Source organism: Lactobacillus sp. B4015 (assembly GCF_026536055.1).
Lineage (GTDB): Bacteria > Bacillota > Bacilli > Lactobacillales > Lactobacillaceae > Lactobacillus > Lactobacillus panisapium.
The window spans coordinates 181,124-204,100 of record NZ_JAFNOY010000002.1 but is presented as its reverse complement, the minus strand read 5'-3'; the positions used below and the strand labels follow the sequence as shown (position 1 = coordinate 204,100).

26 protein-coding genes are annotated in these 22,977 nt (G+C 36.3%); 12 read left to right on the top strand and 14 right to left on the bottom strand.

From position 1 onward, the window contains the following. Nucleotides 1-4: 4 nt before the first annotated feature. Nucleotides 5-772 (bottom strand): peroxide stress protein YaaA, encoded by a 768-nt coding sequence (gene yaaA / locus J3U71_RS02670; RefSeq protein WP_267392515.1) that lies wholly within the window; start codon nt 770-772, stop codon nt 5-7. Between the two features lie 64 nt (nt 773-836). Here yaaA and J3U71_RS02665 point away from each other — a divergent pair, with 64 nt between their 5' ends. The 11 genes from J3U71_RS02665 (at nt 837) to J3U71_RS02615 (ending at nt 9,882) form a co-directional block, all read left to right on the top strand. After that, nucleotides 837-1,493, top strand: coding sequence for a hypothetical protein (locus J3U71_RS02665; RefSeq protein WP_267392516.1), 657 nt, complete (start codon nt 837-839; stop codon nt 1,491-1,493). Between the two features lie 221 nt (nt 1,494-1,714). After that, nucleotides 1,715-3,199, top strand: a complete 1,485-nt coding sequence (locus J3U71_RS02660; protein WP_267392517.1) for a BglG family transcription antiterminator — start codon at nt 1,715-1,717, stop codon at nt 3,197-3,199. Next, nucleotides 3,159-3,623, top strand: coding sequence for a PTS sugar transporter subunit IIA (locus tag J3U71_RS02655; RefSeq protein ID WP_267392518.1), 465 nt, complete (start codon nt 3,159-3,161; stop codon nt 3,621-3,623). Before J3U71_RS02660 ends, J3U71_RS02655 begins: the two co-directional genes overlap by 41 nt. Before the next feature lie 60 nt (nt 3,624-3,683). Then, nucleotides 3,684-4,628: a ketose-bisphosphate aldolase gene (locus J3U71_RS02650; protein WP_267392519.1), complete on the top strand. Its 945-nt coding sequence runs from the start codon at nt 3,684-3,686 to the stop codon at nt 4,626-4,628. Between the two features lie 23 nt (nt 4,629-4,651). Further along, the gene (locus J3U71_RS02645) at nt 4,652-5,107 is read left to right on the top strand and encodes a PTS sugar transporter subunit IIA (RefSeq protein WP_220269050.1); all 456 of its coding nucleotides are present in this window, start codon (nt 4,652-4,654) and stop codon (nt 5,105-5,107) included. A gap of 13 nt (nt 5,108-5,120) precedes the next feature. After that, nucleotides 5,121-5,435 carry a PTS fructose transporter subunit IIB gene (locus J3U71_RS02640; protein WP_220269049.1) on the top strand — a complete coding sequence of 105 codons (315 nt, stop codon included), beginning with the start codon at nt 5,121-5,123 and terminating at the stop codon, nt 5,433-5,435. Nucleotides 5,436-5,445: 10 nt separating this feature from the next. Further along, nucleotides 5,446-6,534: a PTS fructose transporter subunit IIC gene (locus J3U71_RS02635; RefSeq protein ID WP_267392520.1), complete on the top strand. Its 1,089-nt coding sequence runs from the start codon at nt 5,446-5,448 to the stop codon at nt 6,532-6,534. 3 nt (nt 6,535-6,537) lie between these two features. Further along, nucleotides 6,538-7,506: a DUF4432 family protein gene (locus J3U71_RS02630; RefSeq protein WP_267392521.1), complete on the top strand. Its 969-nt coding sequence runs from the start codon at nt 6,538-6,540 to the stop codon at nt 7,504-7,506. Further along, nucleotides 7,506-8,231 carry a D-lyxose/D-mannose family sugar isomerase gene (locus J3U71_RS02625; protein ID WP_220269659.1) on the top strand — a complete coding sequence of 242 codons (726 nt, stop codon included), beginning with the start codon at nt 7,506-7,508 and terminating at the stop codon, nt 8,229-8,231. Before J3U71_RS02630 ends, J3U71_RS02625 begins: the two co-directional genes overlap by 1 nt. 2 nt (nt 8,232-8,233) lie before the next feature. Next, on the top strand, nt 8,234-9,730 hold the full coding sequence (gene xylB / locus J3U71_RS02620) for a xylulokinase (RefSeq protein ID WP_267392522.1): 1,497 nt from the start codon (nt 8,234-8,236) through the stop codon (nt 9,728-9,730). Between the two features lie 8 nt (nt 9,731-9,738). Next, complete coding sequence (locus tag J3U71_RS02615) at nt 9,739-9,882, top strand: hypothetical protein (protein WP_267392523.1); 144 nt, start codon at nt 9,739-9,741, stop codon at nt 9,880-9,882. 1,156 nt (nt 9,883-11,038) lie between these two features. On the opposite strand, the gene J3U71_RS02610 is transcribed toward J3U71_RS02615, so the two are convergent. The 7 genes from J3U71_RS02610 to ulaG form a co-directional block, all read right to left on the bottom strand. Next, complete coding sequence (locus J3U71_RS02610; RefSeq protein WP_267392524.1) at nt 11,039-11,767, bottom strand: L-ribulose-5-phosphate 4-epimerase; 729 nt, start codon at nt 11,765-11,767, stop codon at nt 11,039-11,041. A gap of 17 nt (nt 11,768-11,784) precedes the next feature. Next, on the bottom strand, nt 11,785-12,663 hold the full coding sequence (locus tag J3U71_RS02605) for an L-ribulose-5-phosphate 3-epimerase (RefSeq protein ID WP_267392525.1): 879 nt from the start codon (nt 12,661-12,663) through the stop codon (nt 11,785-11,787). Between the two features lie 76 nt (nt 12,664-12,739). After that, nucleotides 12,740-13,378 (bottom strand): 3-keto-L-gulonate-6-phosphate decarboxylase UlaD, encoded by a 639-nt coding sequence (locus tag J3U71_RS02600; RefSeq protein ID WP_220269044.1) that lies wholly within the window; start codon nt 13,376-13,378, stop codon nt 12,740-12,742. Between the two features lie 9 nt (nt 13,379-13,387). Next, a complete protein-coding gene (locus J3U71_RS02595; RefSeq protein WP_220269043.1) occupies nt 13,388-13,693 on the bottom strand; it encodes a PTS sugar transporter subunit IIB in 306 nt (101 codons plus the stop codon). A gap of 17 nt (nt 13,694-13,710) precedes the next feature. Next, nucleotides 13,711-15,207, bottom strand: coding sequence for a PTS ascorbate transporter subunit IIC (locus J3U71_RS02590; protein WP_267392526.1), 1,497 nt, complete (start codon nt 15,205-15,207; stop codon nt 13,711-13,713). Nucleotides 15,208-15,212: 5 nt separating this feature from the next. After that, complete coding sequence (locus J3U71_RS02585) at nt 15,213-15,689, bottom strand: PTS sugar transporter subunit IIA (protein WP_220220629.1); 477 nt, start codon at nt 15,687-15,689, stop codon at nt 15,213-15,215. A 35-nt stretch (nt 15,690-15,724) separates the two neighbouring features. Continuing rightward, complete coding sequence (gene ulaG, locus J3U71_RS02580; protein WP_220220628.1) at nt 15,725-16,798, bottom strand: L-ascorbate 6-phosphate lactonase; 1,074 nt, start codon at nt 16,796-16,798, stop codon at nt 15,725-15,727. A gap of 204 nt (nt 16,799-17,002) precedes the next feature. Here ulaG and J3U71_RS02575 point away from each other — a divergent pair, with 204 nt between their 5' ends. Continuing rightward, a complete protein-coding gene (locus J3U71_RS02575; protein WP_267392527.1) occupies nt 17,003-17,764 on the top strand; it encodes a DeoR/GlpR family DNA-binding transcription regulator in 762 nt (253 codons plus the stop codon). A 151-nt stretch (nt 17,765-17,915) separates the two neighbouring features. On the opposite strand, the gene J3U71_RS02570 is transcribed toward J3U71_RS02575, so the two are convergent. From J3U71_RS02570 to J3U71_RS02545, 6 genes are all read right to left on the bottom strand, one after another. After that, nucleotides 17,916-18,272, bottom strand: coding sequence for a hypothetical protein (locus J3U71_RS02570; RefSeq protein ID WP_103752844.1), 357 nt, complete (start codon nt 18,270-18,272; stop codon nt 17,916-17,918). A 1,598-nt stretch (nt 18,273-19,870) separates the two neighbouring features. Then, nucleotides 19,871-20,167 (bottom strand): DUF202 domain-containing protein, encoded by a 297-nt coding sequence (locus J3U71_RS02565; RefSeq protein WP_267392528.1) that lies wholly within the window; start codon nt 20,165-20,167, stop codon nt 19,871-19,873. A 17-nt stretch (nt 20,168-20,184) separates the two neighbouring features. Further along, complete coding sequence (locus J3U71_RS02560; RefSeq protein ID WP_220235091.1) at nt 20,185-21,027, bottom strand: PTS system mannose/fructose/sorbose family transporter subunit IID; 843 nt, start codon at nt 21,025-21,027, stop codon at nt 20,185-20,187. 2 nt (nt 21,028-21,029) lie between these two features. Then, nucleotides 21,030-21,896: a PTS mannose/fructose/sorbose/N-acetylgalactosamine transporter subunit IIC gene (locus tag J3U71_RS02555; protein WP_220269038.1), complete on the bottom strand. Its 867-nt coding sequence runs from the start codon at nt 21,894-21,896 to the stop codon at nt 21,030-21,032. Between the two features lie 72 nt (nt 21,897-21,968). Beyond that, the gene (locus J3U71_RS02550; protein WP_220269037.1) at nt 21,969-22,472 is read right to left on the bottom strand and encodes a PTS sugar transporter subunit IIB; all 504 of its coding nucleotides are present in this window, start codon (nt 22,470-22,472) and stop codon (nt 21,969-21,971) included. Nucleotides 22,473-22,489: 17 nt separating this feature from the next. Next, a complete protein-coding gene (locus J3U71_RS02545; RefSeq protein ID WP_220269036.1) occupies nt 22,490-22,927 on the bottom strand; it encodes a PTS sugar transporter subunit IIA in 438 nt (145 codons plus the stop codon). Between the last annotated feature and the right edge of the window lie 50 nt (nt 22,928-22,977).

Here is a 22,977-nt window from a genome sequence, read left to right as displayed (position 1 = left end):
TTTACTATCGCCGATTGAAATCAAACTCAGTTCGAAAGACATAATTATCTGTGGTGCTTTCTTGGGCAATATATTGAAAACCAAAATCATTAAATTTCTGTAATTCCTCTGGCTTAGTTAATTGGTGTTCTGCAGCAAAACGAACCATTTCTCCTCGGGCCATCTTGGCATGAACCCCAACGGTTTTCCACTTACCCTTGACGAATTCTTGAAAGTCGATAGTAATCATTCGCCGCGTTTTTGTTACATAAGGCGCGATATTTTTAGAATATTCCTTAGAGGCCAAATTAATCAAAATATGATCCTCACCAAAAAGATTATCTGCTAGTTTTTCACCCCAATAGTGGTACAAATTTGGTTCGGTAAAACCAGTCGCCTTGTTCTTCATTTCTAAGCGGTAAGGCCAGACACCGTCAAATGGCCGTAAAACACCGTATAAGCCAGATAAGATGCGCACATTTTCTTGGACATAATCAAGTGCTTGCGCTGAAAATAAGTCAGGTGCCATATATTGATACTGAATCCCAAAATAAGAAATAATTGCTGGTGTTAAGTTGTCCGTTTTAGCTAGGTTAAGCTGCTTGATTTGCTCTTGTCCTTCTTTAGTCGTCCGCTCGCTTGACTGCCAGATTGCTTGTAACTGCGTAAAACTACATTGCTGCAAAAAAGCCGCCAGTTCTTTTGCCTGTTTAAGAAACTGAGGGTGTGAACGAGCCGGAAATGAATCACGGTCGACTTTCATCTTCATTGCTGGTGAGATAATAATTTTCATCTTTCGTATTTACCACCTTTTGGGTTAAACTTATTTAGTAATATGTTTTGAGGAGAGAGAATTAATGAATCCTGATTTTGCAATCATCTTAAATTTTAAACTAAAAAGCACGAAAGATGTAGACGCCGATTTTTTAGTTAAAACAGCGCGCGATATCGGTGCACGGGCAGTTGCCACTAATCAGCTGCAGGATGAAATTAAACTTGCTTGTGCTAAGTACACGGTTGCGCTCGTTGATGGTCGTGATGGCATTGATACAACAAGTGACGATGTCATCGACAAACTTGTTGCTAACCGCAAAATTGGGCAAAGCTCTTTTATTAATGTCGAGGTTGCTGAAAAAAATGCAATTAGTTCTGCAACAAAAGAGGCACTCACCACGGTTAATAACTGGATGCATATTTTTGGCCACGCGTTTAATGATAGCCAGCCATGCAATCTTACCGCAGATTCAGGCTTTGTTCTCCAAAATCGTCATTTACATTATCAAAAATACGTTTTTGTCAACAAGCCTTTGCCAAAGCAAGTGATTGTGTCTGGTCTAACAGTGGCACCTAATCGCGTTGAAATGATTGAAAATCGGTGTGAACCTGCATTCACGTTCCAAGATAACGCGTTGACCATTGACCTAACAGAAATTACTAGCAGCAATTTGCCTTGGCAAATTATTCGTATTCAAGAACATCGCCCAGAAGACGATATCAAAGAAACTAAATTTTAAATAGAAAAAGACTGAGAAAAAACTAGCTCTTTGAACATAAAAGTAGAAAAAACGTTGAACATGCAAGTTCAACGTTTTTTTGATAGCCCAGAAGAATAGTTTTTCCCAGACTATTTTTGTTTCAGATCATTTGTCCCTTTTTAAATCCAATTGGAGACAAAACACTGTTATGTAGCGCTTACATCAATAGGTATAATAAAATTGTCGGGAGGATAAAAGAAATGGTTAGAGATTTGAATCAGCCCATAATTGATTATTTGAAAGTACATCATGGTTTCAATTCTTCAGCTATGATTTCTCATCAATTAAATGTTTCTCGTAAAACTATAATTAGACGAATTAATCAGTTAAATGAATCTTTTCCAGAAGACATTATTGTTTCAAAAAGAAGTCAAGGATTTAAGTTGGTTTACAGGAATTATTTGAAATATGAAAATACTGGTTCAAATGATTATTCCGCAGCCAATGTTAGACAGAAAAGTATACTAACAAAATTACTTTTGGCAGCTCCTAGGTCAATTTGCATTTCAAATTTGACCAACAGCTTATTTGTAAGTGAGTCAGTAATTCAGAACGACGAAAAATGCATCTCTACTATATTAAAAAAATGGAATTTAACTTTAGAAAGAAAAAAACGCTTATTAAGCATTAAAGGAGAAGAAAAAGACATTAGAAATGCGATTATCGAAGAGATTTTACAAGTTAATCACACGACCGATATCAGCAACTTAAGAGGAAGTATTGGTGATCTTGATAATCAAGATTTTGATTTTGCTTTAAAACAGGTAAAGGTAGCTATGAAGGCCTTAAATAATAATTTGCCTTATCCCTATAATATTAACTTTTTTACGCATATTTATATTTTATTAAGTAGAGCAAGAACTTTCAGGTCCGTTGATTATACCGTTGAAGCAAAATCAGGTATTGAAAGTGAGACAAACGCTAATCCTCACATATTTGCAGTTTGTAAGCAAATAATCTCTAATATTGAACGTTATTTAAACGTCAAGCCAAATGCCTTAGTGGTTGAAACATATTACTTATTCGAATATCTAATTTCATCTCGCTTTAGTAAAAGTAAAAGTGGCATTTTACTGAATAATCAAGAGTTAACTGATAAAGTTTCCAAAGTTTACATTGAATTGGTTTCTAGCATTCTTCAAACAAAATTCAACAAAAACATTGAAAAAGACATTAGAAATCATATTTTCTCAATGATTAGTCGCCTGAAAATGAAAGTTAGTTTGCCGAATGCTCTTTTAAACGATATTAAACTTGAATATGCGGAAATTTACAATGCGACAAGAACAGCATCAAATCAAATAGAAACTAAATTCAACTTACCGCACATTTCTGATAGTGAGACAGGTTATATTTGTCTTTATTTTGTTAAATATCTTGAAGTAAAACCCAAAGAGGACAAAAAAGTAAACGTTTATATAATCTGCACAACAGGGATAGGTACTTCCGAAATAATTTCGGCAAAGATAAAAAAACTAATGCCAAATTTAAAAGTCGTAGGATTAGGGTCTAATTTGGAAATTGAAGATATTATACAAAAACATAAAAATATTGATTTATTACTTAGCACCGTGCCTTTGAAGGTGAAAGAAAATATTCCGGTTGAGTTAGTAAGTGCTTTTTTAACAAAAGAAGATGAACAAAATGTCAAACAAGCAGTCCGATCTATTCAGAACAAAAGATAGTCTATTTTTAACAATTGATATTCAAGACGCAGTTAACAAAGAAAACTTTTTCAAGAGGATTGCACAAAAAATTTCGAAAATGACTGAAATAGACAAAAAAGATATTTTACAAAGCATAAAAGGCAGGGAAGAATTAAAAAATACCGCTTTTTACTGTGGATTGGCATTTCCGCACATAATTTTAGATTATCCAATAGAACCAAAATTGATTGTTTGCAAACTGAAAAACAATATTAAGGATTGGCAATGTATTGACAAAACAATGGTTAACACCTGTTTGATCTTATTAATTAGTAAGAATATGACAAAAGACAATGCATCGATTAAAAGAATGACAAATATTTTTAAGAAATTTGCTGACGATAAGTTTGTTTCTGAAATAAGCAAATGCAATAGTGCAAAAGAAGTAAAGGAGAAATTATGAAAAGTGGACCGTAAAATAGTTTGTTTTTCAGTATAATATTTTATTTTTGGAGGTAAAAAAATGGTTTTGGTAACAGGAAAAAGAATATTAGATGTCGCACATAAGAATCACTTTGCGGTACCAGCTTATAATGCTGGCTCAGGGCAATTATTTACTGCCACACTTGAAAAGTGTATTCAAGATCAAACGCCTTTTATAATGGCAATTCATCCAACCGAATTATCTTTTTTGAGAGACAACTTTGCTGGACAGGTAATTCAAGCCGCAAGTAAAACTGACTTGCCAATTGCTTTACACTTAGACCACGGTGGCTCATTTGAAGATTGTATACACGCAATTCATTTAGGATTCACGAGCGTAATGATTGATTATTCAATGAAACCCTATGAAGAGAACGTTGCAATTACAAAAAAAGTAGTTGAAGCAGCTCATGCTACTGGCGTTTCCGTTGAAGCTGAAATCGGAACAATTGCTAATACTGGTTATGATGTTAATGGGCACTTAACCGATGATGTTCAATATACCTCACCAGAAATAGCCAGAGATTTCGTTGAAAAAACAGGAGTTGATTCTTTAGCAATTGCAATAGGAACGGCTCACGGACTATATCCTAAAGATGTCCAACCTAAGTTGAGACCAGAAATCGCCAAAGAGGTTTCTTCTGCGGTTGATATTCCTTTAGTTTTACATGGAGCATCAAACAATCCAGATGACCAAATTCAAGAAGCAATTGCTAATGGGATTAATAAAATTAACATTTCAAGTGATATAAAAATTGCTTTTGCCAAAGGATTAAGAAAGCTTTTAGCTGAGAGTGATCCAAACGAAATGCGTGAACCAAAGTTGATGTTCCCTTCTGCTATGATCGAAGAACAGAAAGTAGTCCATCATAAGAATAAACTATGTCAAGCAATTGACCGAACTAAACTATATTTTGAAAATGAAAATCCGATTGATGTGCCATATAAAATTACAAATTTCCAAAATGAATCTTATAAAGCATAGTTAAAGTAAACGGTAAAAAAATTATGGTTGATATAACTACAGTGTTAGATCCTCAAGTCATAACAATTGGATTAGATGCTAAAAATAAGCATGACGTAATTGTTAAACTAGCCAGAATTCTTAAAAAAGCAAATTACATTGGTGATGTCAATCTTTTCGTGAAGGATATATATCTTCGAGAAAATGAAGGCATTACGGGTATAGGCCAAGGAATCGCTATTCCTCATGGGAAAAGCAATGATGTTAAAAGAATTGGCGTTGCCATTGGAATTTTAAAGCATGGTATTAAATGGGAGTCTTTAGATGATGAAAAAGTAAAAATAGTAATTTTGTTCGCAGTAAACAAAAATGCAGATGCAGCTCGAAACCAACTAAAACTCTTATCAGTTTTTGCAGGTAAATTAGGAAACGAAGAGGTCGTTGCTAAACTTAAAAAGTCAAAAAGTGTTGATGACGTTATCCGGGCTTTTGCAAAATGAAGGAGATGAAAAAATGAAAATTGTTGGTATCACAGCATGTTCAGCCGGAATTGCGCATACTTATATCGCTAAAGAAAAAGTTGAACAAGCTGCCAAAGAATGTGGAGACACTATTCACATTGAAACTCAAGGAACTATTGGAACAGAAAATGAATTAACACCCGATGAAATTAAGGAAGCAGATGTTGTCTTATTGGCTGTTGATGTGAAAATTTCTGGTCGTGAGCGCTTTAAAGGTAAAAAAATTGTACAAATTTCGACTGACGTTGCCATTCAAAGCCCAGTAAAATTAATCAGAAAATTGCATTCAACTCTCAATATAAGTTAGAGGTAAAAAAATGGCTGAAAATAAATTAATAGTCAAAATAAAGGAACCGGCTTTAACAGCAATTTCTTATTTAATTCCTGTCGTTGTAGCAGGAGGCTTACTATTAGCAGTAGGTAATATTTTTGGAGGAAAAAGCGTTACTAATTTTACTGGAACTATTGGAATATGGGATGCCTTTAGTACCGCAGGAGGTCTAATTTTAGGGCTTCTACCTGTGGTAGTTTCAACTGGTGTTTCGTTTGCCATTGCTGATAAGCCCGGCATTGCTCCAGGGTTTCTTGTGGGCTTGATTTCAAATTTAATTAAAGCAGGATTTCTGGGCGGTTTACTTGGAGGATATGTAGCCGGATGGTTAACTGTTCTGATTTTGAAATCAATTAAAGTCCCAGCATGGGCACAAGGCTTGATGCCGACATTAATTATTCCATTTTTATCTTCTATCTTATCTGGTGCCGTAATGTTTTACATTTTAGGGACACCAATTGCGGAAGGGCAAAGGATTTTAACGCAGTATTTAACGCAGCTTCCTTCAAGTCAAAAGTTTATTTACGGGGCAATTATCGGTATTCTCGCTTCAGTTGATTATGGTGGCGCAATTAATAAAACAGTTTTTGCTTTTGTTTTAGCAATGCAAGCTGAAGGCGTTAATGAACCGATTACAGTATTAATTCTTGCATCAATGGTTACGCCTTTTGGTTTTACAATTGCATATTTCTTAGAAAAAATTTTTCATAAAAAAATTTATACTCAAACGGAAATAAATACGTTAAAAACCGCATTTCCAATGGGTTTATGTGAAATAACAGAAGGAAGTTTACCCATTGTGCTTAATGATCTTTGGCGTTCGATTGTTTCCACCGCATGTGGTGGAGCTGTCGGAGGCGGTTTATCAATGCTATGGGGAGCAGACTCAAAAATTCCTGCTTCAGGACTTTTTGCTGTCCCAACAATGACAAAACCAGTTCAATTTTTAATTGCACTATCAATTGGTAGCCTTGTAACTGGAATTATTTTCTTTTTATTGAAACGTCCAGTTACAAAGGAAAGCGAACAAAAAGAGGAAAAAGATGTTGACTTAAGCGACATCAGTATTGGATAAAAAATGAAAAATATAAGTGAAACTGATTTTGTTGGTAATCCAGCACAGCTAAATTCAGTTAAGTATATCCAATTTCTTGAAGGAAAAGCCACTGGTATGAAAGCTTATGAAGTAGTCACTGCCGGTGGCTTTTCCATTACAATTGCTATTGATAGAGGTTTGGATATACCTGAATTAAGTATAAAAGGTAAAAATATCTCATTTTTATCTTCAACTGGATTAGTCAACAGTACGTATTTTACAGAAGATGGCGATACTGGTTTTATGAAAAACTTTAATGTTGGTTTTTTGACAACTGGTGGGTTAGCTTATATGGGAAAATCTAATAAAAATAAAGGGTTACATGGAACGATAAGCAATACTCCTGCTTATAATTATTTTTATAAAATTCTTGATAAGGAAATTAAAGTTTGCGGTAATGTAAAAGAGTCTGTCATGTTTGGCACCAATTTAAGTATCTATCGTGAAATTACAATAAGTAAAAACGAGTTAGTAATTAATATTCATGATACTTTATTTAATAACGGAGACGAAAGTTTACCATATATGCTTTTATATCATAATAATTATGGCTATCCATTTTTAACTCCGAAAACAACATTGTGTTTCAATGCAACAAAGAGCCTTACTCGAAGCTATCAAGATACAGAAGCAAAAGATTTTCTTGATTTGAATGATCCTAAAAGCAAAAGACCCGAACAGGTTTTTTTTCACAAATTAAAAAACCCAGAATTTACGATAAATAGTCCAAATACTAATTTAAGTTTAAAAGTAAAGTATAGTGGAGACACACTACCCGTCCTGAATGAATGGAAGTTAGAGCGTACGAAAAATTTTGTTTTAGGAATGGAGCCCGGTACAAATGATGTAAATGGGTTCGAAAATGCCAAAAAAAATAATCACTTAAAAGTGATCAGCCCTAATGAGAGGATAGAATTTAATATTAATTTTAATTTTAAGGAGAATAAATGATGAAAAGATCGAAAATCAACCAAATTTTAAAAACCAACATTTCATTTGCTATAAATAGAGGCGTTTACTTTCCAAAATTCGCTAGTTGGAAGCTTGAAGATTGGACTAATCTGGATCAAAAGTATCGCGAAATTGTCGATAATATGCTGGGTTGGGATGTAACAGACTTTGGTAGCAATGATTTTAATAAATATGGCCTAGTAGCATTTACATTTCGAAATGGAAATTATAATCACAGTAGTGTTTACCCCAAACCCTATTGCGAAAAAGTTTTATTCCTAGAGGAGGGGCAAGAGCTGCCATACCATTTTCATAAACTAAAGGAAGAAGATACGATCAACCGAGGTGGTGGTAACCTTCTAATTAAAGTTTGGAATGTAGCTAATGATGAGAGTCTTGACAAAGTTAGCGATGTTACAATTGTTAAAGATGGAGAAAAACTATTACTTCCGGCTGGGAGCGTCATTAAACTTGAACCTGGAGAAAGCTTAACTGCGACCCAAAGAATATATCACAAGTGGAACGTTGAGCCAGGAACTGGCAAGGTAATGGCTTGGGAAGTTTCAACGACTAATAATGATAATATGGATAATCGTTTTTATCAGCCAATTCCCCGTATCCCCAGTATTGAAGAAGACGAAGAGCCATTTAGACTTTTGTTTAGCGATTATCCAGAATGGTCTAAAAAGTTAAACTTTAAATTTAATCCTTATTTAAATAAATAATTATGGAAAAATATGTATTAGGAATTGATTTAGGAACTAGCGCCGTTAAAGTAAGTTGTTTAGATCAATATGGTAAAATCAAAGTTCAAAAATCTATATCTTACCCAATTTTGATGCCCGAAAATGGATACAGAGAACAGGATCCAGAAATCTGGGTTAAAGCAACGGTCGAATGTATCCAGAAAATCATTAAAGAGATAGGCAAAAACAGTATAATTGAAGGTTTATCTTTCTCTGGACAAATGCATAGCTTGGTTCTTCTAGATAAAAATTATCGTGTAATACGACCTGCCATTTTATGGAATGATGCAAGAAGTGAAGAAGAAGCAAATTATATAAATGATTGCTTTGGTCAAGAAATAGTTAAAATTACGGGAAATAAGGCAGTAGCAGGATTCACGCTTCCTAAACTATTGTGGATTAAGAAAAATGAGCGAGAAAACTATAATAAAATTGCATTTTTTTTAATGCCAAAAGATTATGTCAGATACCGTTTGACCGGAAAAATAAACATGGATTTGTCTGATGCTACTGGAACCTTAATGCTGAATATTGAGAAAAACACCTGGAGTAAGCGGATTTTGGACTACTTTAAAATACCAGGTGAAATTTGCCCTAGTCTGGTTAATTCAACTGAATTTATTGGCAATCCGTTAAAGGAAATCTGTGAAAAAACTGGACTACAGATCAATACCAAAATTTTTGCGGGGGCAGGCGATAATGCCGCAGCAGCAGTTGGTGCAGGAATATATGATAGTAACAATATTTTATGTAGTATTGGCACGTCTGGCGTAGTTCTTTCTGACGAAAGAAAACCGCATGAGCCATACGAAGGATCGATTCAAATGGAGCATCATGCAATTGAAAATCGTTATTATTCCATGGGAGTGACACTATCAGCCGGAGATTCTCTTAACTGGTTTAAAAAAACATTATGTCCGGATTTGAGTTTTGATCAAATAATCGAAAAAGCAAGCCAGTCTCCCATTGGTTCAAATCATTTATTATTCTCACCTTACCTCAGTGGTGAAAGAGCACCATATTCAGACTCATATATACGTGGAAGTTTTATTGGACTAAGCCAAACAACAAGCATATCGGATTTTTGTCGAGCTGTTATTGAAGGAATTACATTCAGTTTGAAGGATCTTATTAACATTTATGAATCAAATTACAAAAAAATAAATAAAATTATTTCTATTGGAGGAGGAGCAAAAAGTCAATTTTGGCTTCAAATTCAAGCTGATATATTCCAAAAAGAGATTATTTGTTTAAAAAATGAGCAAGGACCTGGAATTGGCGCCGCAATGATTGCGGCCATGGGATGCAGATGGTTTAATGACTGGGAAAGCTGTATTAATTCTTTTGTTACATATAAAAGAGATGCAGTAAAGCCAAATGAAAGTTCAGCAAATGTATACGATAAAATTTACGGTATCTATCGTAAGATGTATGGAGCTACTGCAGCTATGACTAGGAAAGCTTTGCTGGTTGAATAAGAACAGAAATGACTGATAGTATTCATCTTGTATTTGGCTGCTATGGCATTATTGCCGACGTAACAAGTGGTCTAGTGTTAATAAGACGAATTGTCCTTGTATTAATTATTACAATTTGCCTCGTGGAAGTCTTGAAGATGGAGAAGGTCTAAAGCATTGCTTGGTAAAGGAATTTAAATAGAAACTGGCTCAGTTGTTTTACACTTTAAACAAATTGGGATCATTTCATTTCGGTATCTTTGGGATCATCAACAATGGTATAAGAATCAGCTTCAGTGTGTTTCTTATCAAGTTCAAAAATATCAAAGTGACTTGTTATACTAAGTAAAGCAATTTAAGGGCCAAGATTCATTAGAAGCAATTAAAGTGCCACTTAAGACATTCACAATTGATAATACTTCTCTGCTTGTCTTGAAGACCAAAGAAATTTAACTTCAACTAGATAAAATCAACTTTCAACCAAAAATATCAAAAAGAGACGGGGAACAAACTAGCTCTTTAAATAAAAAAGAAGGAAACAAAACACTGAAAAAATTGTTTTGGCTGCACTCTTAGATAGACTCCACACATGCAAAATATGTTCTTCAAATGGCCAAAGACCGTTTACACATCAATCTTATGTTGACCACATTTTCGTTTTCTTTCATTAACTCCTGATAGAGCGCTAATGCCTCAACCTGTAATTTAGTTTGGAAGCGGTCAACGGCTTTCCGTCAAAAAATATTTGTTGGCATCAGCTTCAATTTTGATACAATCAATAAAAAGGACCTATTCTTAAACTAGGTTCTCTTTCCAGAGCAGATTGTTAAAGTAAGGAAAACGCTATTTAATTAGCTAATACGCTTGCCTGCTTGCGCGAAAGTTATTAATCGTGTAGCAGGTCATTGTCTGCTTGTCAATTAAATAAATTTTCGGTTAGTATTTGGACGATCTAACGGCCAGAAAAGACTTTACGGCTATAGGCAAAAAGCAAATCCTGGGCATACTAGCAGGATAATATGTCGGACGGCCAGTGACTCGAGGGATAACCCCCAAGACCAACCAACTAGGGGAATGAAATCGATAAACTGACTAATGGCATGAACTAGGTGATTTTGCAGCATAGCAAAGTCTAAATTAAGTACTAAAGCAGACTGGTCTATGGTATTAATTTGGTATATTGTTCTTGGTCTCTAATCTATTTGAAATTTGGTAATTAAATAATAGCAAGACCAAGAGCGTATGTATACAGAAAAAGCGTTGAACCTGCAAGTTCAACGCTTTTTCGTGGCTTAAAGAATAGTTTTTCTAATACTTTTTTATTTTACCCTATTTTCGTTTAGCATGCGTCTTTGATTGCGCATTGTCCTGCCCGTAATACGCGTTTTGACCGTGCTTGCGGTAGTAATGCTTATCCAGCAAATACTGCGGCAAGTGGCTATTTGCCCGCGTTAACTGCAAGGTGTGGTAATCTTCCTCAGCCACCACTTCTAAGACTTTTGCATTATAAACTGCCTTAGCGGCTGTTTCACCCCAAGTAAACGGGCCGTGCTGGCTGACTAAACAGCCCGGCGTTGCTTCATAATCCAGGTGGCGCTCTTTAAAGGTGCGCACAATCGTCTTACCAGTGTTGCCCTCATAGTCTTCTTCAATTTCGGCTTTAGTCAAAGCATCAGCGGCCGGTACATCAGTATAGAAGGTATCGGCATGCGTCGTGTTTAGTGCCGGAATGTCCATTTGTGCCGCCGCAAAGGCTACCGCCCAAGGCGAATGCGTGTGGACAATCCCGCCAATCTCAGGAAAATGATTGTATAAATATGTGTGTGTCGGAGTGTCGCTTGACGGATTGCGGCTGCCTTCCACTACTTCGCCCTTTAAATTAACCACGACCAAATCCTCGGGCGTCAGTTCTTCGTATGGCACACCAGAAGGCTTAATAACAAATAACCCCTGCTTGCGGTCAATGCCAGAGACATTGCCCCAAGTAAAGGTGACTAGATCCAGCCTGGGCAGCTGCATGTTCGCCTCATAGACTTTTTGTTTTAATTGTTCAAGCATTTGCTCTTCTCCTTTACTTAAATTGCTTCCTGCTCGATGCCCACCTGCGCAAAGAGGCGGTCAAAGAAAGCTTTGGCAGCTTTGACTTCTTCCACTGCCTGTTCATCGCCGTTATCACCAGACCACATCTCAATGGTAAAACTGCCATTGTAGTTTAACCGAACAAGCAGACGCAGCAGACCGGCAAAGTCAACGCAGCCGTCACCAAAAGGCACGTTCTTGAACTGCCCCTCTGAAGTTGCCGTTACTGGTTTACTGTCTTTTAAGTGAATCGCGCAAATGGTGTCAATGTAGTTTTCTAATTCTGCCGGGACATCGTTTTCCGGCCAGGCACTTAGATTACCTAAATCAGGGTAAGCCTGCAACCAAGGACTTTTAACCAGGTCATGATAATGACTGATTTTGGCCAGGTTATTAATAAACGGGTCATCCATGGTTTCAATTGATAGCATAACATTCTTTTTAGCTGCCAGGTGAACGCATTTAGTTAGATTTTCAACGTATAATTCGCGCGATAAGGCACTTTTGTCTTCATAATAGACATCATAACCAGCCATCTGAATATTGTGAATGCCTAAATCAACGCATAAGTCGACGGCTTTGGCTAGCATCTGCACAGACTTTTGCCGGACAGCAGGATCCTTTGACCCCAGCGGAAAACGGCGGTGCCCTGATAACATCAGATTGTTGATCCGCATCCCTGTTTGCCACATCAGATCCCGCATGTGGCTGCGCTCTTCGTGGCTCCAGTCAAGCCGGGCCAAGCGAGCATCGCTCTCATCAACGGAAAATTCGTAAAAATTAAAGCCCAGTTCATGGGTGAGCTCAAAGGTCTCGCGCCAAGATAGGTTTTGTGGCAGGGCTTTTTCATAAATACCTAGTGAATTAACGGTCATTTTCTACTCCTAAATAATTTTTAGTGACCTAACAAAAAAGAGGCGCCAATGATTATTCATTGCTCCCCTTTATCAGTTAGCCCCAGATTCGCTTAATTTCGTCCTTAAACTGCTTGCTGACAGCATGAGGATCATCAGCACCAGTAATTGCGCGGCCAGCAATAAAAGTATAAACGGGAACACCTTTAAATAGCTGCAAAATCTCAGGATGAACACCACCAGTGACTGAAACCTTGAAGCCCATCGCAATTAAATTCTTGACGTTTTCAACGTCTTGCTCAGACCACTTTTGACCGGCAAATTTGGCGTCCCGACTTTGGTGGTAAACCACTTGGTGGATGCCGTGGTCAAGCCATTCTTGCATTCTATCCTTATTATCCCAGCCCTCATAAAGCTCAACCTGAACCTCAATTTCCTTTTGGGCATTACTCATTGTAGGGACTGTTGCGGCATTAATGCAGGTCATCCAGTCTGCCCCTGCTTCACGACAAGATACACCACATTTTGTCCCGGCATCGGCACATTTAACATCGGCTAAAACAATCTTATCGGGAGCCATTGCTCGCAAATTCTTAACGGCACTCATTCCGTCCCGGTAAACTAAAATTGTTCCCGCCTCAACGACATCGATTTGATCTTCTACTTGGCGTAAAACACTGATTGCCTGGGCCGTATCGTTACAATCCAATGCTACTTGCATCATTGGTAAATTCATTTTTTGCTCCTAATCTTTTTTAAACTTAGCTGGAATGTCTGAAGCATTAATTTTGTCTTCTACCTCTTTAGCGGAAATAACATTCTTAATGCCAATTACTTCTCCACCGCGCTTTTTTACCTCATCAAACATCTTAATGAATGGTATAGAGGTAAAAACAACATCATAGTTACGGGCAATTCCCTTTGCCTCTGAAATTGAAGTGTGATCAGCCTGAGTAATTTGGTAACCTAATTTTTCCATTGTCTTTTTTACTGTTCTGAGTAACATCAAACTTGTTCCAGAACCATTTGCACATGCAGTTAAAATCTTCATAACTAAATCTTTCCTTTCTAATTATTTTCTTTACCATTTAATTTTTGCCATTCTGGATAATCTTCAGTAATCAAGAAGTACCCTTCCGGATCTGCCCGGTATTGCAGCTGTGGTATTGCCAAAAGCATGATAATAATGAGTGCGACACCGAAGTAGCCCAAGTATTTCATGACGACAGTGAAGAATGGCCAAACTGTTGCCCAGTCGAACATGCCAAGGTAGCCACCATATTTAGCCATGCCAACCCAGGTAGCAATTAATGCCGAGCCGGCAACTTGAATCAGGCCGGAAATAAACGGCATAATCATTGCACATTTATAGCCGCCGCGATTATTGGAATACAAGCCGATAGCAGCGTTGTCAAAGAACAACGGAATGAAGCCAGCAATGACTAAGGTTGGTGAGTGGAAAACTAACAACAAAATAATCATCGTAAACTGACCTAATGCACCAAACATAAAACCAATGGTTTGTGCATTTTGGGAACCAAAACCTAGTGTTGCAGCAACATCGATACCAGGAACTGCCCCAGGTAGCCATCTGTCAGAAATACCGGTAAAGGATTCCGTTAATTCATTAACGAAAGTTCTAACGCCGAGCTGTAAGATTGCAAGATAAACGGAAAATTGTAGGGCAGTCTGTAAGATGTAGAAAATGAAACTTTGCCCTTTTTGCATAAAGTGCGCTTTGATCAAATAATCAGGTCCTAAGACTACCAGAATTGCACCAATAAAAATCAACATTAAGATAGAAGTTGAAACCATGTTGTCATTAAAGATTGACATGAAACTTGGCAATTTAATATCTTCAAGCCGTTTATTTTTGTTTTGGTTTTTCTTTAGCGCGTGCTTTTCAATAATCTCTGATAATTTAGCGAAGAAATATATTCCGAACATTTGCTGGTGCGCAACGGCAAAACCCGCACCGTCAGTTAATTCCTGCGTAATACCAACGGTTAAATTAGAACCAACAGCCCAGTAAAGGCCAAGAATTAAACTCATAATTGCTAAAATTGAAAAGCGGTTCAGTTTTGGAAAACAGAATAAAATTAACCAAAACGCTGTTGCTGCCTGTTGAACTTGGACATTACCGGTCGTAAAAACCGCCCGCAATTTAGTGTATTTAGAAAATCGCACCAATAAAATATTGATAATGTAAGCAAATAATAATAGCAGCATTGTATCCGCAAATGACCGGCCAAAGCGCTGCATGATTCCCGCGTTAACCGCATTTTGACCAAAATAAGGGTCAATAATCATGGCACTGAGATGGAAACGGTCTTTTAAGCCGACTAAGATGGGACGGAAAGTATTAACTAACCCGCCTGATCCCGCAGCTAAGATGAAATACCCAACAGTTGCCTTTAAAAAGCCTGATAGTACTTCGTACCACTTTTTGTGCTCTAAGATGTAACCAATCAAAACGATAAAACCAATCATAAAGGCTGGTTGATTTAATACGTTCGTGGCGAAGTAACTCCAAATAGCTAGTAAGACATTCAAAATATTTTGCATTTTCTTTACCTGCTCTTTTCTTTACTTTCGTCATGCTTAGCCATGACTTGTTGGTAATCGGTAAGATTTTTGACGTGACACAGGTCTTCAATCATGCCATCTTCCATTAGTAAGTTAGATAAATTAGCAATATTTTTCATATGGGTAGCATTATCCTTGGCAGCTAGCATAAAGAACAACTGAGCGTCTTTTTCTGGATCATTTTGGTCGAAGGAAACCGGTTGTTCAAAAATCGTTAGACCAATACCAGTCCCTAAAACCCCAGAACTATCAGCTTGTGAATGGGGCATTGCAACTCCGGGTACAATTACAATATATGGCCCATATTGCTTGACATCTTCTATGACCTGATCAATATATTTATCGGTAACAAGGTTATTTGCCTTCATTACTTCCCCGGAGACTCTGATGGCTTCTTGCCAATTTTGGGGATGCTTTTGACTGATATTAATCAGATGATTTTCAAAAAAATAACGTAACATGATTCCTCCTACCAGATAATTAACCAAAAAGTGAATTATAATAACTCTGGGAATGGCAAATCAGGATCATTCTTAAAGGCATCATGGAATCCTCTATCATACATGTATTCAAACTTGTCCTTATCTTGTGGGAAGTTAAATTCACCACCGACTTGCCAAATATATGGCTTAAATTGATATTGTAAGCGGTATCTCTTACGATCCCAAAGAGCCAAAATATCCTTTGGGTCACTGTAAAAATTACTCCAAATGTCATAGTGCATTGGAATGATAACCTTTGTATTAAGTGCTTCAGCCATTCTTAAAACTTGGGAATCATCCAACTTATCGGTAATACCGCGTGGGTTCTCACCATATGCGCATAAAGCAACATCAATTTTATTTTCATTACCATGCTTAACAAATGTGTTGGAATAGTGTGAGTCACCTGAGTGGTAGACATTGCCGCCTGAAGTTTCAACTAAATAGTTAACGGCAACTTTAGCCATTTCGATTGGTTTAGTACCGGCAAGCTTTACGTTAGGGTCATCTTCTGTTACCAGTTCAGTCCGGTCAAATGCTTCTAAAGCCTTAATTGTTACGGAACCAACCTTAACTTCATCACCGGGCTTGACGACCGTAATTTTTTCAGCAGGAACACCCCATTCTTCCCACTCATCGGCAACGCCTTGCGGGCCAATAAATTTAGCGTTCGGACAAAACTTGTTAACGCAAGCTGCAGTATAAATATCCAAATGGTCATGGTGTGTATGCGTCACGCAAAGTGCGTCTAAATCTCTAATTGCAAATGGATCAATGACATAAGGTTTATTACGAAGATTTGGTTGCATTGCCTCGCCACCAGTCATCCGCATCATTTGGTGACCCTTGCGCATTTTACCGTCACCATGAGTGTGTTTACCGGTACCGTTCCACATGTCAATCGCAATATTTGTTCCTTCGTGTGTCTTAAGCCAAGTACCCATACAGCCTAGCCACCAGATTGCAAATGATTTTGCAGGGACCTTTTTAGCTGCAATTTGTTCATTTAAAAAAGTGCCCCATTCTGGAAAATTATTTTCCGCAAAGACTTCTGGTGTAACTTGATTGATATTCGTTGGATTTGTCATGTTTTCCTCCTAAAATTTTTCCTTTAAGCTTGTTTTCATGGTAATTATATTTTAATCTGATAACGCTTTCAACCATATTAAATGATAAATAATGTTTTATATGATGTTTTAGCAAAAAACATCAATATTTATTGATAATTAATTGGTTTTATGATATTTTTCATAATCAACAAGTGTTATTCAAGAGGTTATAGGTAGCTCAAAATGAAAAATTCATATCAAGTAATCAAAAATCGGCGCAAAAAAATAATTGACTTGCTCAATCATCAAAAAAACATCTCCTTAGATGAACTTTGTCAAAAACTGGGCGTATCAATCATGACTGTACGGCGAGATTGTAGTAATTTAGCTAATCAAGGCAAAATCATTCAGGATAAAGGGACAGTTTCGCTGGTCAAACCTGAAGAAGTGCCTTTTACCGATTCTGTCAGTTACATCAAAAAGCGACTCGGTGAAGAAGCAGCGGGTCACATCGAAAAACATAAATGGGTTTTCATTAATTCAAGTACAACTGCTTTCGAAGCAATTCCTTATTTATTACAAAAAGACGTCAATATTCTGACCAACAATGGCTATGCTGGTAATCTCGATATGCGTAACAGCAACAGCAAAATTATCCTTAGTGGCGGCAACATCAGTCGCAAAATGATTATGAGCGGTGATCTAGCAGTTGATCCGTTCCTAAAAATTTACGCCGATTGGGCAATTATTGGTTGCGCCGGATTAAGTCTTGAGCATGGCATCTCAACTCCCTTCATCGAAGAAGCCAAAGTCAACCAGGCAATTATTAAGCATTCACGCAAGCTAATTGTGGTTGCAGACTACAGCAAATTTGGTCAGTTTTCGAACTTTACCATTGGTCACGTAGAAGACATTGATTTACTAATTACTGACTCTTTTACACCGAGTCAAACAATTACGGAGTTTTTCAAAGCTGGTGTTCAGGTAGTCCAAGTTCAGTTATAAACAAAAAAGAATCTGAGCAAAAACTCTTCTAAACCAAAAAATCCTATTAAATTTCGGTATTGCTAAACCTTGATTTAATAGGATTGCTGCTTTTAGTTAAAAGATATTTTGGTAATAAGTCTCAGATTCTTTTTTATTTATCTCCTACTGGTTATGGGTCACCGCCATATTTTTTCCGTAATTTCAAATCATGATGGATTGCTAAAACCATAATTAGTGTCCAAACTATGCAGAGTATGATTAATGGCCAAACATCTAGTACACGCTTGACATAAACAGAAAAATCAGCTTTTAATGGAAAAATAAAGTAACCAATTAATGCAGCCCATGGAACTAAAAAAGGTATACAAGATAAGAATAGTTCAACCTTTTTAGGATAGAGCCTTGGCCTACTATAGATTTCTCGCTCATGTGTTTTAACGTAAAAAGCTGCAATTACTACGCCAATTATTAAAACTAATTGGCCAGCTTGAAAAATGTTTATGAATAGTTGTTGACCGGCTTGCATTAGCTTTCACCCCACTTTGGTTTAAAAATCAGCATTTTAGCTAAATTTAATCATGCCAAACTCCTTCTGAATCTTGTGCTACCCAATTTGCATCTTGATATCTTCTTGCTTTTTATGACACCCGTTGTAACTAGATAGATTATCTACCCATGTTTATGAGTGATTTTGAGCAATAGATGAACCTATAAAATTCAGCCCGCACATTGTCTAATTGTGTGGAGACATCTTGAACAGTTAAAAACATAAAAATATCGTAATAAACATTTACTCTAGTATTGACTGCTGGATTACTGCGAAAGATTGACCTTAATCTACAAGATTCAATTCGATTTTAATTTGCTGATAATTTACGCGTTTTTAATGACATCATATTTGCGGGTTTTGTTAATGGATTAATAACTAATCCATTGTCTTTAACAAGCTTGTTTGAAATATTAAGTTGCTTTTGAGCACCTTCAATTACATTAGGTAAAAACTTAGCACTATTAGGAATAGCAATTTCAAAATGATTGTTCTTAACAATAACATATTTATTGATTTTCTCATAGTGATCACCTCATACCAAAGTTATAAACTTTTACCTAAAAACGTATAATAAATTCAGTAATATATTTAAGGAATTTATTCAAAAAGAACTCTAGCATAATATAATTCCTAATTTCATAATATCATGCAATCAGTTTTTAATGTGTTCAAATTTTGCACATCATGTATTTGAAATAATTATAAAGGATACATTAATATTTATTTTTAATAAAAATTACAGGTGTATAAGTAATTCTGAGTATCAAATTCACAAGTTGGGAGTGTCACACTGACTAACCCAAAGGTAATTAGCAAAAAATATGATGACATTAATAGAATTGCTATAAGTCTTCAAGCTTTATTATTAATAAATCAAGCTAAAAAATTAATTCCAATCTATTTTGTTTAATTATTTGTCAAAAATAAAAATATTCACTATTACATATATCTATTTTATAAATAATGGCATTATTATTGATTATTTATAGTTACACCATAATCATTATTTTATAAAATACCTTTATAATAGACGCCCTTAACAAATAATTAGTGAATGCACTAGCTAAATCTTGCTCTAATGGCGTTAAAGAATTATTTAGATAGCAATTACCTTAAGTATGCTACTAATGGCTGAACTGGCTGATTTTTTAGACTATCGTTCTCATAAAAACCGCTAGGTGCTGTTGTTAAGACTATAGAATATGTAAATTTAATTCACAAATAGCTTAAAACTTAAATTTAGAAATTAAGAGAATTTAAGATCCTGTTTCAAAAATGTAGGGTATCTCCCTTAATCGACTAATAGATGTTAACTTCTTGTACAAAATCAGTTAATCATGCAAAGATATAGCTATAAAGAAGGTGTTTTAAAAAATGGCTCTTTGAAGTAAAAAGAAGCCAACAAAACACCAAAAAGTTGTCTTATCTGCTTTTTATTCTTCGTAACAACCGAAGAAACAAAAAATATCAATTACTATAACAAGCTAAGAGGACTAACCCGATTGAATGTAGGGAATTAGTCCTCAGCTGAAATTTATTAAACTGTCGTAATTTTTGGGCCCATATCAGGCTTTTTATTGCTTTTTTAGATAATTTATCTTGGCCTGATAATCATCAATCAGTAAGTTAAGATTTTGTTTTCCCCTATGACGACCATAAACGATTATGACTGACCCCAGCATGCCAATAATCAGTAAAATAACCCCTAAAATAAATAGCCCAACTGTCTTAGAGTAGAAATAGTAGCACAGGACAAAACCAATTGCACCAGTTGCTAAGAAAAACTGCAGCCAGTACTGAAGATTTTGCAGCATTTTCTTTTGGTAGTTTACCTCGGCTTGATATCCCTTGGTTATTTCTTTGATTTCCATTCCCATTTGCTCCTGATTTAGTACTTCAAGCCTGGATTGAAGACGCCAAGTACAACACCAATAAAGGCAACACCGATTAAAATAATCATTGTCCAGATGGCAGAGACATGTTTTTTAGCCATTAACCACCAGCAAAATAACGTGATAATAACAGTTAAAATTCCGGGAAAAATACCATCTAATTGCTTTTGCAAATCAAGAAAGACATGACCAGTATTATCTTTTAATTGCAATGAAGTTGTTACATTAACCCAAGTTGCCAAGACGCCACCAACAACCATACCACCAACAATTGAAATTGCTCGGCGAACGGCCTTTCCTTGCTTACCAACAAGAAATCCTACAGCCTTATCGCCCAGCTTATATCCACGGAAGTATAAAAAGCGCTGACCAAAATAAGCAATTAAATCCCAAGCAATAATATAGAAAATTGCTCCAATCGGGGATCCATTTCTGGACATCCCTAGGGCAATACCTAACAAAATTGGAATTAACGTACCATCAATTAGCGAATCACCAATGCCAGCAATTGGGCCCATCAAACCTGCACGCATATCATTGATTGTCTCACCATCAATATTTTCACCATTTGCCCGTGCTTCTTCCAAACTAGCTGTTGTACCAATAATAATTGATCCTAACATTGGATTAGTATTGAAGAATGCAGTATATGCCTTAATGTTTTCGGTCTGTGTCTTATTATCGTTGGGATACAGTTCCTTAATAATTGGCAGCATAGAGCACAAATAACCGAATGTCTGCATATGTTCTTGTGAAAAACAGGTTAATGCTCCCCAAAACCACAAGTTAAAAGATTTGCTTAAGGTCTTATGACTTATTCTTTTCTTTCCTGCATCCATCGTTAAATATCCTCCTCTTCTTCATCATCAATAGTCTCATTGGTAGAAGCAAACTTTGTATTTGCAGATGATTTTCCAGAATTTTTAGCCATTTCGATTTCATACATAATTACTGCAAATAATAATGAAATGACCGTCACAGCAACAAGATTAAGGTGTAACGATGCCGCTAATGTAAAGCCTACTAAAAATGGAATAAAATCTGTAGCTTGGTTAATAATTTGACGCAATAAAATTGCTATCCCTACACATGGAAGCATGGCACCAACGGTAAACAATGTTTTCATCGGAATACCGTCCATTGGAAGCGCAGTTCTTAATGCCGTAACTGCTTGTGCACCAAAGTGCGTCATCAGTAAAGTTGGCAAAAAAGAAAATACCAGGTGAGAAACCCATGGCCAACCAAAGTCAACACTATATAAGCGATTCAATTTACCATTTTCAATATCTTTCCAGCCAAATGCTTGCCATATTAAGTTCATAAAGGCTACAGCATAGAACAATACTGACCCAACTGTTCCTACCAAAGTAGCAAGTGATTTTGCCATATTGGCGGCATCCGCACCTAGTGGATTCAATCCACGAGAAGAAATTGCCACCATTGCTAAAGGAATACCAATATATGAAATTGCTCGAACGTCAGCTGCAACTGTTCCACCGGGTGTAACAAGAGCAATATAAACTAATTGCGTAGCAACGCCACATGCAATGCCCAGAGGAATATTGCCTAAAACAATCCCGCAGACTAGTCCACCAACTAACGGGCGGCCGATAGTATAATTACCTACTGCTTGACCTGCCATACAGGAATTTGAACAAAGACATGCAAAAATTCCAAGAATGGCGGCTTGTACCCAACTTATAGTCATTTTTTCTCCTTCTTCTAAAAATTAAAAACTAACTTTTTAAATTAACTAAACTGAAACTTAATAGGACCAACTCTAATAGCCAAATTTAGCTTTAAATTTATCCCAATAACCTAACTGTTTATCCGGAAGTAAAGCAAAATGGACTTTATACCCTTTTTGACTGATAGCTTCAAATGCATCTCCTTCTTCTTGCGTAAACGACTGATTGCTTCCCAGCTTAATAGCACCTGGACGATCATTACCTGGTCCCACAATTAGTTCTTTTTGTTCACTCGGGACAAAGTTAAGATCAACCAAAATATGTTTCATATCTTGCGGGGTTTTGGTAATCAAGAAATAGCGCGTTTGGGAACTTAAGACTTTTTCTCTAACATCATTAAAATGTTTCATGGTCCAAATAAAAGTTTTCTTACCTTGATCTTCGCCAGCAGATTTATAAGCTGACTTCAAGATTGGATTAGAAGCAGCCTGATCATTTACAGCAATAATTCCGTCGCACGGACGCTCTTTAGCCCAGCGAGTAGTGATTAAGCCATGAATAATTCGGTCATCAACCCTAATTAATGAAACTGTCATTTTTTCTCTCCTAAAATCTAAATATCATCTTCGTCATCTGTTAGTTGTGAAATTTTATATTGTTTGATTGCTTTTTCTCCTTCACTTAAAGCCGCTTTTGCTAGTTCTTCTTTGCTCATAATGCTTAAAGAAACAATAGCAGTTAGGGCCATTGAAAAATTCATTCCACCTAAAACTACTGCCTTTTCTAGGTATCCTTTTTTAGAAAATGAATCCAAAAATGTAGTCAGCGGACTTCCGCCAATAATATCTGCTAAAATCACGAATTCATCATTCTTTTTAAATTGCTGCTCCTGCAAAAAGCGGTCAACTTTTGTTTCAAAATCTGTAGCCGATTCACCATTATGAAGACACAATGCAAAGCACTGCTTAGTGGAATCTCCAGCAAACATTTCAAGCGAAGTTTTAATGCCCTCCGCAAACTTGCCATGAGAAACCAATATTAAATATTTCAATTCGTCATTCCCCTCTTTTCTTATTGCAAGTAAAAATTATCACAGATTTT